The sequence below is a fragment of the Mycobacterium sp. NGS18 genome (assembly GCF_059813185.1).
Map to the genome: position 1 here is coordinate 91,090 of NZ_JCALEC010000003.1, position 14,265 is coordinate 105,354.

The following is a 14,265-nucleotide window of genomic DNA, read 5'->3' on the forward strand; positions in this document are numbered from 1 at the left end:
AGGCATGCGCCGACCACCGGTCGCGCGAAGACCGGTCGACTATTGGATCGCGTCGATCGCTGTACGCAATTTCGATCGGAAGGTGTCCGGCAACGGTATGTAGCCGTACTGATCCAAATCCTCCTGGCCGGCACCGATCGCCGCGTTCATGAATGCCTTGACCGCCTGCCCATTAGCGGAGTTCGGGTACTTCGAGCAGACGATCTCGTAGGTCACCAGCACAATCGGGTAGGCGCCGGCCTCCGTCGGCCGGTAGAACGACGAGGTGTCGACGACCAGATCGTTGCCCTCGCCGATGAACTTGGCACCGGCAATGGTTTTCTCCACCGACTCGGTGGAGATGGCCACCGGCTCCGGGCCCGCCGAGGTGATGATCTGGGCCATTTTCAACTGCCGCCCAACCGCAAAAGACCATTCGTTATAGGTGATCGCACCCTCGGTGCTGCGGAGCAGCGCGGAACTGCCGTCATTACCGGTAGCGCCGACACCGACACCACCCTTGAAGGATTTACCGGCGCCCTTGCCCCAGGCGCCGTCGGACGCGGCGTCGAGATACTTCTGGAAGTTGTCGGTGGTACCGGACGAATCAGCGCGGAACAACACGTGGATCGGCTCGTCCGGCAGCGAGACACTCTTGTTGAGCGCCGCCACCGCGGGATCGTTCCACGTGGTAATGGTGCCGTTGAAGATCTTGGCCAGCGTCGGCCCGTCCAGATTGAGCTCACCGACACCGCTGACGTTGTACGTCACCGCGATCGGACCGAAGACCGTGGGCAGATGCCAGGCCGGCGATCCGCAGCGGGCGCTCACCCGTTGCGGCTCGCCCGTCGAGGGGTCCAAGGGCGAGTCGGACCCCGCCAGCTCGGTGTGGCCGCTCGCGAACTGCGCCACCCCCTGGCCGGATCCGTTGGACCGGTAGTCCAGCGTGTACTCCGGGCACGCCCGAATGTAGGCGTAGACGAACTGCTCTATCGCGTGAGCCTGCGCGGTCGACCCGCTGGCGAGCAGCTTCTTCTTGCCGCCGCACTGCACCGGTATGTCTGAAGCGGAATCCGAGGACGCCGAGCTGCCGCAGCCGGCGACCAGCAGCAGGGCCGTCACCAGCAGACTCAACGCGACGACGAAACGATTGGACTTCACAGCATCCCTCCCGGCGGTGCAGCTCACCACACAGTAGTCGATCTCGCTGGCAGAAAAACCGGATAGATGCGCAATGGTTCGCCGGCGTTTACCCGAAGCGACCCGAGATGTAGTCCTCGGTCTCGCGACGGCTCGGGTTGGAGAAGATCTTCTCGGTGCCGTCGATCTCGATCAGCCGACCCGGCTTGCCTACGGCCTCGAGGTTGAAGAACGCGGTCTGGTCGCTGACCCGGGCCGCCTGCTGCATGTTGTGCGTGACGATGACGATGGTGTAGTCCTGCTTCAGCTTGGCGATCAGCTCCTCGATCGCCATCGTGGAGATGGGGTCCAACGCCGAACAGGGTTCGTCCATCAAGAGCACATCGGGCTGCACCGCGATGGCCCGGGCGATGCACAATCGCTGCTGCTGACCGCCGGACAGCCCGCCTCCGGGCTTGTCCAGCCGGTCTTTCACCTCGTTCCACAGGTTGGCGCCGCGCAGCGAGTGCTCCGCGGTCTCGTCGAGCAACCGGCGGTTGCGGACACCCTGCAGTTTCAGCCCGGCCACCACGTTGTCCCGGATCGACATCGTCGGGAACGGGTTCGGACGCTGGAACACCATGCCGATGGCTTTACGCACCCCGACCGGGTCGATCGCCGAGCCGTAGATGTCCTCGCCGTCGAGCAGCACCGATCCCTCGACCCGCGCACCGGAGATGACCTCATGCATCCGGTTCAGGGTGCGCAACACCGTCGACTTACCGCATCCGGACGGCCCGATGAACGCGGTGACACTGCGCGGCGCGACCGACAGCGTCACGTCGGCGACAGCATGGAAGGCCCCGTAATAGATGTTGAGATCGGTCAGGTCCAACCTTTTTGCCACCGTGCAGCTCTCCTATTCATTGCCCACCGCTTCGCGTTAGATCGCCGACAGACTAGAACTTCTTCGGCGCGAACACCCTTGCCCCGAACCGGGCCGCGATGTTCAGTATCCCTATCAGCACGATCAGCGTGAGCGCGGCACCCCAGAGACGATCAGTGGGCACCGCACCCGTACCCGCGCCTGCCGACGTCTGGTCATACATCATTCCCGGCAACGATCCCATGAAGCCGTGAAACATGTCGAAGTTCATCGCCTGCGCATAGCCGACCAGGATCAGCAGCGGCGCCGTCTCGCCCATCACCCGGGCCAACGCGAGCAGGATCCCGGTGATGATTCCCGACAGCGCGGTCGGAATGACGATGCTGACTATGGTCTTCCACTTCGGGGCGCCCAGTGCGTAACTGGCTTCCCGCAGGTCCATCGGGATGACCCGGAGCATCTCTTCGGTCGCCCGCACGATCACCGGCACCATCAGCAGCACCAGCGACAGCGACACCGCGAAGCCGGAACGCTGAAATCCCAGGGTGGCCACCCACAGCGCATAGATGAACAGCGCCGCCACGATCGACGGCACCCCGGTCAGGATGTCGACCATGAACGTGGCGAGCTTGCCGAGCCGGGTGCCGGCACCGTATTCGACCAGGTAGATGCCCACAAAAACACCGAGCGGGATCGACAGCGCCGCGCACACCGCGCCTTGCAACAGGGTCCCGACGATCGCGTGGTAGGCGCCGCCGCCGGGCGCAAAGGCCGTCATACCGGCCTGCGAATGGGTCCACCAGCGACTGGAGACGACTGCCGGAAGACCGTGCTCGATCACCGAATACATCACCCACACCAGCGGCACCAGCGCCGCGGCCATGGCGAGGGTGACCAGCACCGTCGCCACCTTGTTCACCAGCCTGCGCCGCAGGCTGACCGTGGCGAAAGTCCGTTCCTTGACGGGCCGATCCAGTAGGGCGGTCACTGGTGCACCTTCTTGGTGATGGCGGCGCGCGCCAACGCGTTGACGACCAGGGTGAGTACGAACAGCACCAACCCTGCGGCGATGTAGGCACCCGCCTTGTACTGGTCGTTGAACTCTGATGCGGTGGCGGCGATCTTGGTGGCGAAGGTGGAGCCGCCGTCGAACAGCGACCACCCGAATGCCTTCTGGGTGGCCCGCAGAATGATCAACAGCGCGACCGTCTCACCGAGCGCGCGCCCCAGTCCCAGCATTGCGGCGCTGATGTAGCCCGATCGCCCGAACGGCAGTATCACCATCTTGACCACTTCCCAACGAGTCGCGCCCAGTGCCAGCGCGGCCTCGATCTGACCGCCGGGGGTCTGCGCGAACACCTCGCGGGTGACCGCGGTGATGATTGGCAGGATCATCACCGCCAGCACGATTCCGCCGGTGAAGATGGTCCCTCCGCCGGCGACCGACGCATTGCCGGTGGCGAACAGGAACACCTCGCCGAAATTCTCGTTCAGCCATTGCGCGCTGCCCCGCAGCTGCGGCGCCAGCACGTACAGCCCCCACGCCCCATAGATGATCGAGGGCACCGCGGCCAGCAGTTCGACCAGATACGCCAGCGGCCCGACCAGGCGCCGGGGCGCGTACTGGACGAGGTACACCGCCACGCCCAAGGCCACCGGCATGGCCAACAACAGGGCGAACAGCGAGACGAACACCGTCACCCGCAGCAGTTCGGCGATGCCGAAGTGCATGGCCGAGGTGTCGGTGGTGACCCAGCTGCCGGCGTAGGTGAAGAAGTTCTCCTCGTTGCGCCGCAACGCCGGGATGGCGCGCAACAGCAGAAAGCCCCCGACGGCGGTGATCAAGACGATGATCAACACGCCCGACCCCTCGGCCACCAGGCGGAACACCCGGTCGGTCAGGCGGCCTCCGGCGGAGCGTCTGGTCGACGAAGTCACCGGCGGGACACCCCCCCTCGGTTGCGCAGAACCCGGCTACTGAATCGCGTCGATCGCAGCACTCAGCCGCCGCTTGAGCGGTTCAGGCAACCGTACGTAGCCCGCCTCCGCCAGTCCGTCCTGGCCGGAGGTCGACGCCGTCGTCAAGAAGGACTTCACCGCCGCCGAGGTGGCCGGGTCATAGCCCTTGGAGCAGACGATCTCGTAGGTCACCAGCACCAGCGGGTACGCGGCGGGTTGCCTGGTCCCGTAGAGCGAGCGCAGGTCCAGTTGCAAGTCGTGGCTGTCCTCGGCGACGAACCCGGCCGCCTGGATCGCAACACCGGCGGCCTCGTCGGTTGCGGCGACCACCCCGGCTCCGGAGTCGATCATCGCGGACTGCAGGTTGGCCTGGTCAGCGAAGCCCTTCTCGACGTACCCGATGGCGCCCGGCGTGCTCTGCACCGCCTGCACCACACCGGCGGACTTCTGCGCGCCCTCGCCCACGCCGCCCTGGAACTCGCTGCCGTCGCCCTTGGTCCAGCTCTGCGGGGCAGCCGCGCTGAGGTACTTCTGGAAGTTGTCGGTGGTGCCCGAGGAATCCGACCGGTAGATCGGGGTGATCGGAGCGGCCGGCAGCTCCACACCCGGGTTCAAGGCCACTAGTGCCGGGTCGTTCCAACTGGTGACCGCGCCGCTGAAGATCCGCGCCAGTACGTCGCCGTCGAGCACCAGGTGCTCGACCCCGTCGAGGTGGTAGGCCATGCTGACCGGGCCGAACACCAAGGGCAGATGCCACGCCGGATTGCCGCCACCGCACCGGTCGGCCGCCGCGGAGACCTGAGCCTCGGTGAGCGGCGAGTCGGATCCGGCGAAGTCGACATGGCCGGCGATGAACTGTTCACGGCCGGCACCGGATCCGGTCGGGTTATACGACAGGTTCTTGCCCGCGCACTCCTTGCCCCACACCTGGTTGAACACGGCGATCGCGTTCTGCTGGGCGGTCGACCCTTCGGCGGTCAGCGCGTTCTTCCCGCCGCAATCGGCGGAACTCGATGCGCCGGCGGCGGTTCCCGGGTCGGCGTTGTCGTCACTGCCGCATCCGGTCAGGCCCAACCCCGTGACCGCGGCCGTCAACAGCGCTAGGGCCGCCGTCCTGGATTTCATCGCTTCTCGCTTCCTCGCCCGGGTTCAACCCAACCGGAACCTAAACGGCACTCATGGATGGCGTCCACCTGGCAGGTGAACGGATGGTGAACAAATCGACGACGGCCGTGCTCAGGCCCCGTAGGCGGTGTCCACGTTGTGCACGGCAAACCCCAGCTGTCGGTAGGTGCGTAGCGCCGCGGCGTTGTCCGCCTCGACGTAGAGCAGCACGGTCGGCGAGGCGGCCTCGGCGAGCCGGTCAGCCAGATGGTCCAGGCCTACCTCGGTGAGTACGCGTCCCAGACCGCGCCCCTGCGCGGCCGGATCGACCCCGACGATGTAGACCTCACCGATGGGTTCGGCGCCGGCGTGGATCTTGGTCCAGTGGAAGCCCAGCAGCGTCCGGTCAGCGGCTTGGTCGAACGCCAGAAAGAGCCCGTGCGGATCGAACCACGGCTCGGCACGCCGTTCGGCCAGATCCGCCGCGGTCCAGCCGCCCTGCTCCGGGTGCCAGGCGAAGGCGGCGTTGTTCACCCGGAGCAACTCGGCGTCGTCGGACTCCCCCGCGTAGCTGCGGATCACCACGCCGGACGGCATCGTGGGGTCCGGCAACCCGCGCAGCGACCGCCGCATCTGCAGCAGTTCGCGCACCGCGGTCAGGCCCAGCGCCGCGGCGGTGGCCTGGGCCGCGGGCAGTGTGCCGTGCGCCCAGAACCGGTTACGGCCTTGCGTTTTCGCCAACGCGGCGCGGGCCATCGCGGACCCGATGCCACCTCGACGGGCCCGCGGCGCCACCACCAGTTCCGCCATGGTGTCATCGGGGCTCAGGTTCAGATAGCCCAGCACCGCACCGCCGTCCTCGACGAGCAGATGCCCGGCGCGGTCACCGGCGAGCTCGCGCAGTACCTGCTCACCGACCGGGGCGACACCGTCGTGGTCCCCGGCGGCGGCGATCAACTTCCGAACCTGCCGCTGCTCGTCGTCGGTGAGTGCGGCCCGCCACTGCGGCGCGATCACTGACTGGCCAGCGACTCGGGTGCCCCGTCATCGGCGGCGTCGGCACCCCTCTCCTCGACCGCCTCCTCGGCGTCGTCGGATTCGTCGTCGGACGCGTCCGCGGGTTTGCCACGCACCGGCCGGACCGCCTTGTAGCCGACGTTGCGGACCGTGCCGATCAACGACTCGTACTCGGGGCCGAGTTTCGCCCGAAGCCGCCGGACGTGCACGTCGACGGTGCGGGTGCCGCCGAAGAAGTCATAGCCCCACACCTCCTGCAGCAGCTGCGCGCGGGTGAAGACCCGGCCGACGTGCTGGGTGAGGTACTTCAGGAGCTCGAATTCCTTGTAGGTCAGATCCAGCGGCCGGCCCCGCAGCCGCGCGGTGTAGGTGCCTTCGTCGATAACCAGCTCGCCGAGCTTGGTCTGACCGGAGGCCTGGTCGGCGGCCGGCGCGACCCGGCGGCCGGTCAACAGCCGCAGGCGGGCGTCGGTCTCGGCCGGTCCGGTTCCCGGTAGCAAGATCTCGTCGACACCCCACTCGGCGTTGACAGCGACCAGCCCGCCCTCGGTCACCACCGCCACCACCGGCACCGAACCGGCGGTAGTGCTCAGCAGTCTGCACAACCCGCGGGCTCCGGCCAGATCGGTGCGCGCGTCGACGAGCACCACCTCCGCCGAGCCGGCCTCGAGCAGCGCGGAAACCTCCGGCGACGCCGTCCGCACTGTGTGTGCCAGCAGCGACAGCGACGGCAGCACCGCTTCGGGGTGCAGGTCAGCGGTCAACAGCAGTAGCTCCAACGAGGCCTCCAGCGTCCCAGGTGATCTAACGATAGCGTGCGACCTGCCAGAATGGCCGGGTGCGCAGGGTGCTTATCGGGATATCGGCCGTGATCGTGGCTCTGGTCGTCGCCGCCGCCGGAGTCGATTTCGGGACCAGCGTCTACGCCGAATACCAACTGTCCCGGGCGGTTCGCCGGGCCACCGCCCTCGGATCGGATCCCTTCGTGGCGATCCTCGGCTTCCCATTCATCCCGCAGGCGCGGCGGGATCACTACGACGAGGTGGAGATCAAGGCCCCCGCCGTCGAGCTGCCGATGATCGGCAAGGCGATGCTGGAGGCCACCATGCATTCGGTCGACCTGAGCGAGGCGTCCTGGCGGTTCCGCCCGGGCGCCAAGATCCCGGTCGCCAAGCTGGAGAGCCGGATCATCATCGGGTCGGTGTATCTGGGCCGCTACCTGGGCATTCGCGACCTGATGGTGGAAGCGCCCCCGAGCGAGACCAACGACGCCACCGGCGGCACCACCGAGTCGGGGATCTCCAGCAGTCGCGGGCTGGTGTTCACCGGCACCCCGGCCGGCTACGGCAAGCGGGTCAGCGTCGCGGTGGACCTGTCGATCGCCGGCGCCGACCACAGCACCCTGGTGATCACCCCGACCGGGGTGCTCACCGGGCCGGACACCGCCAACCAGCACGTTCCCGAAGAGCAGCGGGCCGCGGTGCTGGCGGCCTTCCGCGGCAGCCTGCCGCAACAACGGCTGCCGTTCGGGCTGGTTCCCACCAGCCAGGGTGCCCGCGGCTCCGACGTGATCATCGAGGGCATCGCCGGGGACATGACCGTAACCCTGCCGGAATTCCGCCAGCGGTGAGCATGATCGCGATCGTCGCCGGCTGTGCGCTCGCGGGCGTGATCGGCTGGTGGTTGAACCGCCGGGCCGGGGTGCTTCGGACGGTAGCGGTCAGCGACTCCGGGGCCGACGCCGGCGACGACACCGCTGCCGCGTTTCTCGGGCTGACGTCCAGCGGCCCGACGGTGGTGCACTTCTCCGCGCCATGGTGTGGGCCGTGCGCCGGGGTGCGCCGGGTGGTCGACAACGTCTGCGACGAACTGGGCGTCGCACACCGCGAGATCGACATCGACGCAGATCCCGCTGCGGCGCGCAGGTTTTCGGTGCTGTCGCTGCCCACCACGCTGATCTTCGACGCCGACGGCCGGCAGCGCTACCGGGCTGCCGGCGTCCCGACGGCCGCTACCCTGCGATCCGCGCTGCAGCCGCTATTGGCTTGAACGCCCCGCCATTGGGTAGGCTGTACGCCGTGTTCGCCCGCCTTGAGCTTGTGCTCACCAAGCGCCGCACAGTCGACCTGTGCCGCACCGCGGGCTGCTGCTGTTGTCGCTGTCGCTGAGTCGCCGCGTTCTCGCGTCGCTCTGGAGCGCAGCCCGGTAATCCGTGGCATGTCTCCACCAGCCATTCGCCACGACAGCCAGGGAGCAGCAACCATGCCGAGCATCGAACCTGATACCAGTCAGGTAGACGTCCGCGGGCCCAGATTCACCGCTTGGGTCACCACCGCGGTGCTGGTGGCCGTCCTGCTCCTTTTCGAGTCGAGCCCGGCCGTGGCCACCGTCGTGCTGGCCGGTCAGGCCGTCGTGTTCGCGGTCGGTGCGGCGTGGGGTCCGCGCCGCCACCCCTACGGCGTGCTCTACCGGCGACTGGTGGCGCCGCGGCTGGGTCCGGTGACCGATCGTGAGCCGGCGGCGCCGCTGCGCTTCGCGCAGCTCGTCGGCCTGGTGTTCGCCGTGATCGGAGTCGCGGGATTCGCCTTCGCCCCGGGGGTCGGGCTGACCGCGACGGCCTTCGCGCTGGCAGCGGCCCTCCTCAACGCGGCCTTCGGCATCTGCCTGGGCTGTCAGCTCTACCCGCTCGTCGTGCGCCTGCGCCCGACACCAGCCTCGTTCGCTTCGAAGTAACCGGAAGGATTGCCCGCCATGGCTCGCTCCGACGTCCTGGTCTCCACCGACTGGGCTGAGAGGAATCTCGACGCACCCGCCACGGTCTTCGTCGAGGTCGACGAGGACACCAGCGTCTACGACACCAACCACATTCCGGGCGCGATCCGGCTGGACTGGCGCAAGGATCTGCAGGACCCGGTCCGGCGTGATGTCATCGACGCCCCCGCATTCTCCAAGCTGCTCTCCGAACGCGGCATCTCAGAAGACGACACCGTAATCCTCTACGGCGGCAACAACAATTGGTTCGCCGCGTTCGCCTACTGGTACTTCAAGCTCTACGGGCACCAGAACGTCAAGCTGCTCGACGGTGGCCGCAAGAAGTGGGAGCTCGACGGGCGCCCGCTGTCCGGCGAGAAGGTCACCCGGCCCGCGACGTCGTACACGGCCAAGCCGCTGGACGAGTCACTGCGGGCCCGCCGTGACGAGGTGGTCGCCGCGATCAACACCAAGAACCTGGTGGATGTGCGCTCCCCCGAGGAGTTCTCCGGCAAGATCCTGGCGCCGGCGCACCTGCCCCAGGAGCAGAGCCAGCAGCGCGGGCACATCCCGAGTGCGATCAATGTGCCGTGGAGCCGTGCCGCCAACGAGGACGGCACCTTCAAGTCCGACGAGGAGCTGGCCACCCTGTACGCCGGCGCCGGCCTGGACGGCGAGAAGGAAACCATCGCGTACTGCCGGATCGGTGAGCGTTCGTCGCACACCTGGTTCGTGCTGCGCGAGTTGCTCGGCCACCGCAACGTCAAGAACTACGACGGCAGTTGGATGGAATACGGCTCCCTGGTGGGCGCCCCGATCGAATTGGGAAGCTGATATGTGCTCTGGACCGAAACAAGGACTCGCCTTGCCGGCCAACGTCGACTTGGAGAAGGAGACGGTGATCACCGGCCGGGTGGTGGACAGCTCCGGGGCGACCGTCGGCGGCGCGTTCGTGCGGCTGCTGGACTCCTCTGAGGAGTTCACCGCGGAGGTCGTCGCCTCGGCCACCGGCGACTTCCGGTTCTTCGCCGCGCCGGGTGCATGGACGGTGCGGGCACTGTCCGCGGCCGGCAACGGTGACGCCGTGGTGACGCCGTCGGGGGCGGGCATCCACGAGGTCGACATCAAAGTCGCCTGACCGCTCGGGATAGACTTCCCCTCGTGGTCCTGTTCTTCGAGTTATTGCTGGTGGCGGCTACTGGGCTGATCACCTGGTTTGCGCTGTACACGCTGTATCGGCTGATCACCGACGAGATGTGAGTGCCCCCGGCGGCGACGACCGTCCGGTCATCCCGGGTTCGGGCGACCGTGCGGTAGCCGCCGCTGCGGAGCGGGCACAGCAGACCGCGGCCCGCAATATCCCCGTCTTTGACGACCTCCCGGTCGCCGATACCGCCAACTTGCGCGAAGGCGCGAACCTGCACGACGCCCTGTTAGCGCTGCTGCCGCTGGTCGGGGTGTGGCGCGGCGAAGGCGTGGGCCACGGCGCGCACGGCGACTACCGGTTCGGCCAGCAGATCGTGGTCTCCCACGATGGTGGCGACTACCTGAACTGGGAAGCCCGCTCCTGGCCGCTCGATGAGGCCGTGGGCGGTCCCGCCTTGCGGGAGACCGGCTTCTGGCGGTTCATCGACGACCCCGCCGATCCGGACGAGACCCAAGCCATCGAGCTGCTGCTGGCGCACTCGGTCGGTTATGTGGAGTTGTTCTACGGGCGCCCGCACGGTCCGGCGTCCTGGGAGCTGGCCACCGACGCGTTGGCCCGCAGCAAGTCCGGTGCCCTGATCGGTGGCGCCAAGCGGCTCTACGGCATCGTCGAGGACGGCGATCTGGCCTACGTGGAGGAGCGGGTCGACGCCGACGGCGAGCTGGTGCCGCACCTGTCGGCCCGGTTGGTCCGCTTCGTCGGCTGATTCCTTGCGTTGACTCTACCGGCCAAAAGTACGAGTGAGTCGCCTGGTCAACGGGCGATGGCGCGATCCACCAGGGCGGCAAACTCGGTAGCGGACATCCGCGGGTTCAGCGCCCGGCCGTCCAAGGTGTGCACCCGAGCGGCCAGGGTGATGCTGGAGACCAGCCAGACATCCTGCGCCGCAAACAGATCCGTGTCCCGCAGCGACGTGTACTCGCAGTGATAACCCGCACCGCGAGCCACCTCGAACAGCGCCTCGGCGGTGGTACCGCGCAGAATCGGCTGCGACGACGGCGGCGTGATGATGCGCCCCGGTTCCACCAGGACGACGGTGGAGCGCGGGCCCTCCAGGACGTAGCCATCGGAGCTGATGAAGATCACGTCGTCCGCACCCTGTTTGGCGGCGTGACGCAGCGCCGCCATGTTGACCGCATACGACAGGGTCTTGGCCCCGGCCAGCAGCCACGGCATCGACGGCCCCTGCGCCGGCACGCCGCGGTCCAGGCTCAGCACCGCCACGCCCTTTCGGCGGGCCTCGGCGATGCGAACCGGCAGCGGGGTGATCATCACGTACGCCGTTGGTGCCGAACCGCTTTCCCGGCCCCGGCTGTAGATCATCCGCAGCGCGCCCTCGCCCGCCTGCGGCCACTGACGCACCGCCTCCTCGACGGCATGGCGCCACGCACCCAGGTCCGGGGCGGGCAGATCCATCAGCTCGGCGGAACGGGCCAGCCGCTGCAGATGCGCGTCGAGCAGACAGGCGGTGCCGTCACGCACCAGCAGGGTCTCGAAGACGCCGTCGCCACGCAACACCGCCAAATCGTCGGCATGCAACAACGGGACATCCGGCGCGACCGGCCCGCCGCCCACGGTGACGATCGTCACGGCGTCATCGGCGGGCATGGACCCTGAGCGTAGCGGCTCCGTAGAGTTGACCTGTGTCCGCGGTACCCGCCCCCGATCCCGGCCCCGATGCCGGCGCAGTCTGGCACTATGGCGATCCATTCGGCGAACAGCGAAGTGCCCAAACCGAAGCCGTAGTCGTGGACCGATCCCATCGGGCCGTGCTCACCGTCGGCGGCCCGGAACGCAGGACGTGGCTGCACACCCTGTGCACCCAGCACGTGGCTGAACTTCCCGACGGCGCCACCACCGAGAACCTGACCCTGGACGGCAAAGGCCACCTCACGAATCACTGGATCCAAACCGAACTGCGCGACACCATTTATCTCGACACCGAGCCGTGGCGCGGCGAACCGTTGGCCGAGCACCTTCGCAAGATGGTGTTCTGGGCCGACGTGACGATTCAGCCCGCCGATCTCGCGGTGCTGTCCCTGCTGGGTCCCCGCCTGGCCGATCCGGCGGTGCGCGACGCGCTGGGGGTGGGCGCGCTGCCCGGCACCGATGCGGTGGCGATCGGTGACTCGGGCGCGTTCGTACGGCGCGGACCCGGCGAACACGCGCTGGAGCTGCTCGTGCCGCGCGCCGAGAAGGCCGCCTGGCAGCGCCGGCTGACCGGGGCCGGGGTCAAGCCCGCCGGGGTGTGGGCCTACGAGGCCGAGCGGGTGGCAGCGCGTCGGCCGCGCCTGGGCCTGGACACCGATGAGCGCACCATCCCCCACGAGATGAACTGGATCGGCGGCCCGGGCGTCGGCGCGGTGCACCTGGACAAGGGGTGCTACAGCGGGCAGGAAACCGTGGCCCGGGTGCACAACCTGGGCAAGCCGCCCCGGATGCTGGTGCTGCTGCACCTGGACGGATCGGTGGACCGGCCTTCGACCGGCGACCCGATCACCTCCGGTGGCCGCCCGGTGGGCCGGCTGGGCACCGTGGTGGATCACTTCGAACTGGGACCGATCGCCCTGGCACTGCTCAAGCGCGGACTGCCGGCCGACACCCCGTTGTCCACCGGCCCCGGCGGGGAGGTCAGCGCGGTGATCGACGCCGAATCGATGCCGCCGCCGGATGTGCGGGGGGCGGGGCGCGTCGCCGTCGACCGGCTGCGGGGCCGGGTTTGACGGTCGTCACACCGGCACAGGCCAGGTCGGCGGTCGGCCGGACCACCGGGTAAGCTGTCGGCAGGACAATACACACACTCAGATCGGAGCCGCCTGCTCGTGGGGCCGCTCCGTTATTGCGCGAGGGGGTCCCCCCATGGGCCGCGGCCGGGCTAAGGCGAAGCAGACCAAGGTTGCTCGAGAGCTGAAGTACAGCTCACCGTCGACCGATTTCACCCAGCTCCAACGTGAGCTGGCTGGAGCTGAGGTCAAAGACCCAGACGGTGACGACTCGTGGAGCAGTGACGACGACTGGCGCCGCTGAGCGCTGAGGCCTGAACCGCCGGGTTGGTGCGGCGGCCCCAGCTTCACCTCTCCTCCGTCGAGGCTCGCCGGACCGCCGGGGCGCTAGAACCTCGGGTGCTGCCCGACCAGCTTGGCGCCCGCGCTCGCGGCGTCTTCCCCAGCGGTCTTGCCGGCCTTGGCCACCGTGCCCAGCGGCCAGCAGTCGACGTGGCGGGCGGTCAGGATCGCCAGGGCCCGGTCGGTGTCCTCCGGCGCGACGACGGCGACCATGCCGACACCGAGGTTGAACGTCTTCTCCATCTCGTCGCGGCTCACCCGTCCGCGCTGCGCGATCATCGCGAACACCGGGGCCGGCGTCCAGGTGCCGCGGTCCACCTCGGCGACCAACCCGTCCGGGATGACCCGGGCCAGGTTGCCGGCCAAGCCGCCGCCGGTGACGTGGCAGAAGGTGCGCACCTGGGTTTCGGCGGCCAGCGCCAGACAGTCCTTGGCGTAGATGCGGGTCGGCTCCAGCAGTTCCTCGCCCAGCGTGCGGCCGAACTCCTCGACGTGTCCGGCCAGGTTCATCCGGTCGATGTCGAGCAGCACCGCCCGAGCCAGCGAGTAGCCGTTGGAGTGCAGGCCCGAGGAGCCCATCGCGATCAGGACGTCACCGGGGCGGACCCGGTCCGGTCCCAGCACGTCGTCGGCTTCCACCACGCCGACGCCGGTCGCGGAGATGTCGTAGTGGTCGGGTTCCATCAGGCCGGGGTGCTCGGCGGTCTCCCCGCCAAGCAGGGCACAGCCGGCCTGCACGCACCCTTCGGCGATACCGGAGACGATCGCGCTGACCCGTTCGGGCACCGTGCGGCCGACGGCGATGTAGTCCTGCAGGAACAACGGCTCGGCGCCGCAGACCACCAGGTCGTCGACCACCATCGCGACCAGGTCGATGCCCACGGTGTCGTGCTTGTCCATCGCCTGGGCGATCGCCAGCTTGGTGCCCACGCCGTCGGTGGAGGACGCCAGCAACGGCTCGCGATAGTCGTTGCGCAGGGCGAACAGCCCGGCGAATCCGCCGAGCCCGCCGCGCACCTCCGGCCGAGTGGCCCGGGCGGCCAGCGGTTTGATCAGTTCGACGGCCCGGTCACCGGCGTCGATGTCCACACCTGCCGAAGCGTAGGTGACGCCCTGGGCGCTCGAGTGTGCTGCGGGATCCGTCATCGCGGTAAAGGCTACCGTGCTCGCGGCGGTCG

At 68.4% G+C, this 14,265-nt stretch carries 18 protein-coding genes; 9 read left to right on the forward strand and 9 right to left on the reverse strand.

Annotation, left to right across the window (positions count from 1 at the left end; genetic code table 11):
• Positions 1–39: 39 nt before the first annotated feature.
• From pstS (AC5Y31_RS06800) to AC5Y31_RS06830, 7 genes are all read right to left on the reverse strand, one after another.
• Positions 40–1,140, reverse strand: a complete 1,101-nt coding sequence (gene pstS, locus AC5Y31_RS06800; RefSeq protein WP_065023522.1) for a phosphate ABC transporter substrate-binding protein PstS — start codon at positions 1,138–1,140, stop codon at positions 40–42.
• An 88-nt stretch (positions 1,141–1,228) separates the two neighbouring features.
• Positions 1,229–2,005 carry a phosphate ABC transporter ATP-binding protein PstB gene (gene pstB, locus AC5Y31_RS06805; RefSeq protein ID WP_065023521.1) on the reverse strand — a complete coding sequence of 259 codons (777 nt, stop codon included), beginning with the start codon at positions 2,003–2,005 and terminating at the stop codon, positions 1,229–1,231.
• A gap of 52 nt (positions 2,006–2,057) precedes the next feature.
• Positions 2,058–2,972, reverse strand: a complete 915-nt coding sequence (gene pstA / locus AC5Y31_RS06810) for a phosphate ABC transporter permease PstA (protein ID WP_301633483.1) — start codon at positions 2,970–2,972, stop codon at positions 2,058–2,060.
• A complete protein-coding gene (gene pstC / locus AC5Y31_RS06815) occupies positions 2,969–3,922 on the reverse strand; it encodes a phosphate ABC transporter permease subunit PstC (RefSeq protein ID WP_499979151.1) in 954 nt (317 codons plus the stop codon). The genes pstA and pstC overlap by 4 nt, the downstream gene beginning before the upstream one ends.
• A 36-nt stretch (positions 3,923–3,958) precedes the next feature.
• Positions 3,959–5,068, reverse strand: coding sequence for a phosphate ABC transporter substrate-binding protein PstS (gene pstS, locus AC5Y31_RS06820; RefSeq protein ID WP_065023518.1), 1,110 nt, complete (start codon positions 5,066–5,068; stop codon positions 3,959–3,961).
• A 111-nt stretch (positions 5,069–5,179) separates the two neighbouring features.
• Complete coding sequence (mshD, locus tag AC5Y31_RS06825) at positions 5,180–6,064, reverse strand: mycothiol synthase (protein WP_499979152.1); 885 nt, start codon at positions 6,062–6,064, stop codon at positions 5,180–5,182.
• The gene (locus AC5Y31_RS06830; protein ID WP_301633476.1) at positions 6,061–6,843 is read right to left on the reverse strand and encodes a response regulator transcription factor; all 783 of its coding nucleotides are present in this window, start codon (positions 6,841–6,843) and stop codon (positions 6,061–6,063) included. The genes mshD and AC5Y31_RS06830 overlap by 4 nt, the downstream gene beginning before the upstream one ends.
• A gap of 59 nt (positions 6,844–6,902) precedes the next feature.
• Here AC5Y31_RS06830 and lmeA point away from each other — a divergent pair, with 59 nt between their 5' ends.
• From lmeA to AC5Y31_RS06865, 7 genes are all read left to right on the forward strand, one after another.
• Positions 6,903–7,694 (forward strand): mannan chain length control protein LmeA, encoded by a 792-nt coding sequence (gene lmeA, locus AC5Y31_RS06835; protein ID WP_499979153.1) that lies wholly within the window; start codon positions 6,903–6,905, stop codon positions 7,692–7,694.
• A 2-nt stretch (positions 7,695–7,696) separates the two neighbouring features.
• Complete coding sequence (locus AC5Y31_RS06840) at positions 7,697–8,113, forward strand: thioredoxin family protein (RefSeq protein WP_065023514.1); 417 nt, start codon at positions 7,697–7,699, stop codon at positions 8,111–8,113.
• Positions 8,114–8,163: 50 nt separating this feature from the next.
• On the forward strand, positions 8,164–8,232 hold the full coding sequence (locus tag AC5Y31_RS06845; RefSeq protein WP_350355359.1) for a putative leader peptide: 69 nt from the start codon (positions 8,164–8,166) through the stop codon (positions 8,230–8,232).
• Positions 8,233–8,326: 94 nt separating this feature from the next.
• Positions 8,327–8,797 carry a DUF4395 domain-containing protein gene (locus tag AC5Y31_RS06850; protein WP_499979155.1) on the forward strand — a complete coding sequence of 157 codons (471 nt, stop codon included), beginning with the start codon at positions 8,327–8,329 and terminating at the stop codon, positions 8,795–8,797.
• 18 nt (positions 8,798–8,815) lie between these two features.
• Complete coding sequence (locus AC5Y31_RS06855; protein ID WP_065023512.1) at positions 8,816–9,649, forward strand: sulfurtransferase; 834 nt, start codon at positions 8,816–8,818, stop codon at positions 9,647–9,649.
• Between the two features lies 1 nt (position 9,650).
• Positions 9,651–9,953, forward strand: coding sequence for a DUF1416 domain-containing protein (locus AC5Y31_RS06860; protein WP_065023511.1), 303 nt, complete (start codon positions 9,651–9,653; stop codon positions 9,951–9,953).
• 118 nt (positions 9,954–10,071) lie between these two features.
• The gene (locus tag AC5Y31_RS06865; RefSeq protein ID WP_065023510.1) at positions 10,072–10,728 is read left to right on the forward strand and encodes a heme-binding beta-barrel domain-containing protein; all 657 of its coding nucleotides are present in this window, start codon (positions 10,072–10,074) and stop codon (positions 10,726–10,728) included.
• 47 nt (positions 10,729–10,775) lie between these two features.
• Here AC5Y31_RS06865 and AC5Y31_RS06870 read toward each other — a convergent pair whose 3' ends face one another.
• Positions 10,776–11,630, reverse strand: coding sequence for an aminodeoxychorismate lyase (locus tag AC5Y31_RS06870; protein ID WP_499979156.1), 855 nt, complete (start codon positions 11,628–11,630; stop codon positions 10,776–10,778).
• 35 nt (positions 11,631–11,665) lie between these two features.
• Between AC5Y31_RS06870 and ygfZ the strand changes: the two genes are divergently transcribed.
• Entirely contained in the window at positions 11,666–12,745 is a 1,080-nt protein-coding gene (gene ygfZ / locus AC5Y31_RS06875) for a CAF17-like 4Fe-4S cluster assembly/insertion protein YgfZ (RefSeq protein WP_065023508.1), read from the forward strand.
• Between the two features lie 136 nt (positions 12,746–12,881).
• Entirely contained in the window at positions 12,882–13,049 is a 168-nt protein-coding gene (locus AC5Y31_RS06880; protein WP_082966327.1) for a DUF3073 domain-containing protein, read from the forward strand.
• An 83-nt stretch (positions 13,050–13,132) separates the two neighbouring features.
• Here AC5Y31_RS06880 and purM read toward each other — a convergent pair whose 3' ends face one another.
• Complete coding sequence (gene purM, locus AC5Y31_RS06885; protein ID WP_065023507.1) at positions 13,133–14,233, reverse strand: phosphoribosylformylglycinamidine cyclo-ligase; 1,101 nt, start codon at positions 14,231–14,233, stop codon at positions 13,133–13,135.
• Between the last annotated feature and the right edge of the window lie 32 nt (positions 14,234–14,265).

What these genes read in the sequence shown, in the direction of transcription:
- AC5Y31_RS06855 (WP_065023512.1), top strand. Translation starts at nt 8,816, where the DNA reads ATGGCTCGCTCCGACGTCCTGGTCTCCACCGACTGGGCTGAGAGGAAT.
- AC5Y31_RS06860 (WP_065023511.1), top strand. Translation starts at nt 9,651, where the DNA reads ATGTGCTCTGGACCGAAACAAGGACTCGCCTTGCCGGCCAACGTCGAC.
- AC5Y31_RS06840 (WP_065023514.1), top strand. Translation starts at nt 7,697, where the DNA reads ATGATCGCGATCGTCGCCGGCTGTGCGCTCGCGGGCGTGATCGGCTGG.
- AC5Y31_RS06870 (WP_499979156.1), bottom strand. Translation starts at nt 11,630, where the DNA reads ATGCCCGCCGATGACGCCGTGACGATCGTCACCGTGGGCGGCGGGCCG.
- AC5Y31_RS06880 (WP_082966327.1), top strand. Translation starts at nt 12,882, where the DNA reads ATGGGCCGCGGCCGGGCTAAGGCGAAGCAGACCAAGGTTGCTCGAGAG.
- pstS (WP_065023518.1), bottom strand. Translation starts at nt 5,068, where the DNA reads ATGAAATCCAGGACGGCGGCCCTAGCGCTGTTGACGGCCGCGGTCACG.
- AC5Y31_RS06850 (WP_499979155.1), top strand. Translation starts at nt 8,327, where the DNA reads ATGCCGAGCATCGAACCTGATACCAGTCAGGTAGACGTCCGCGGGCCC.
- purM (WP_065023507.1), bottom strand. Translation starts at nt 14,233, where the DNA reads ATGACGGATCCCGCAGCACACTCGAGCGCCCAGGGCGTCACCTACGCT.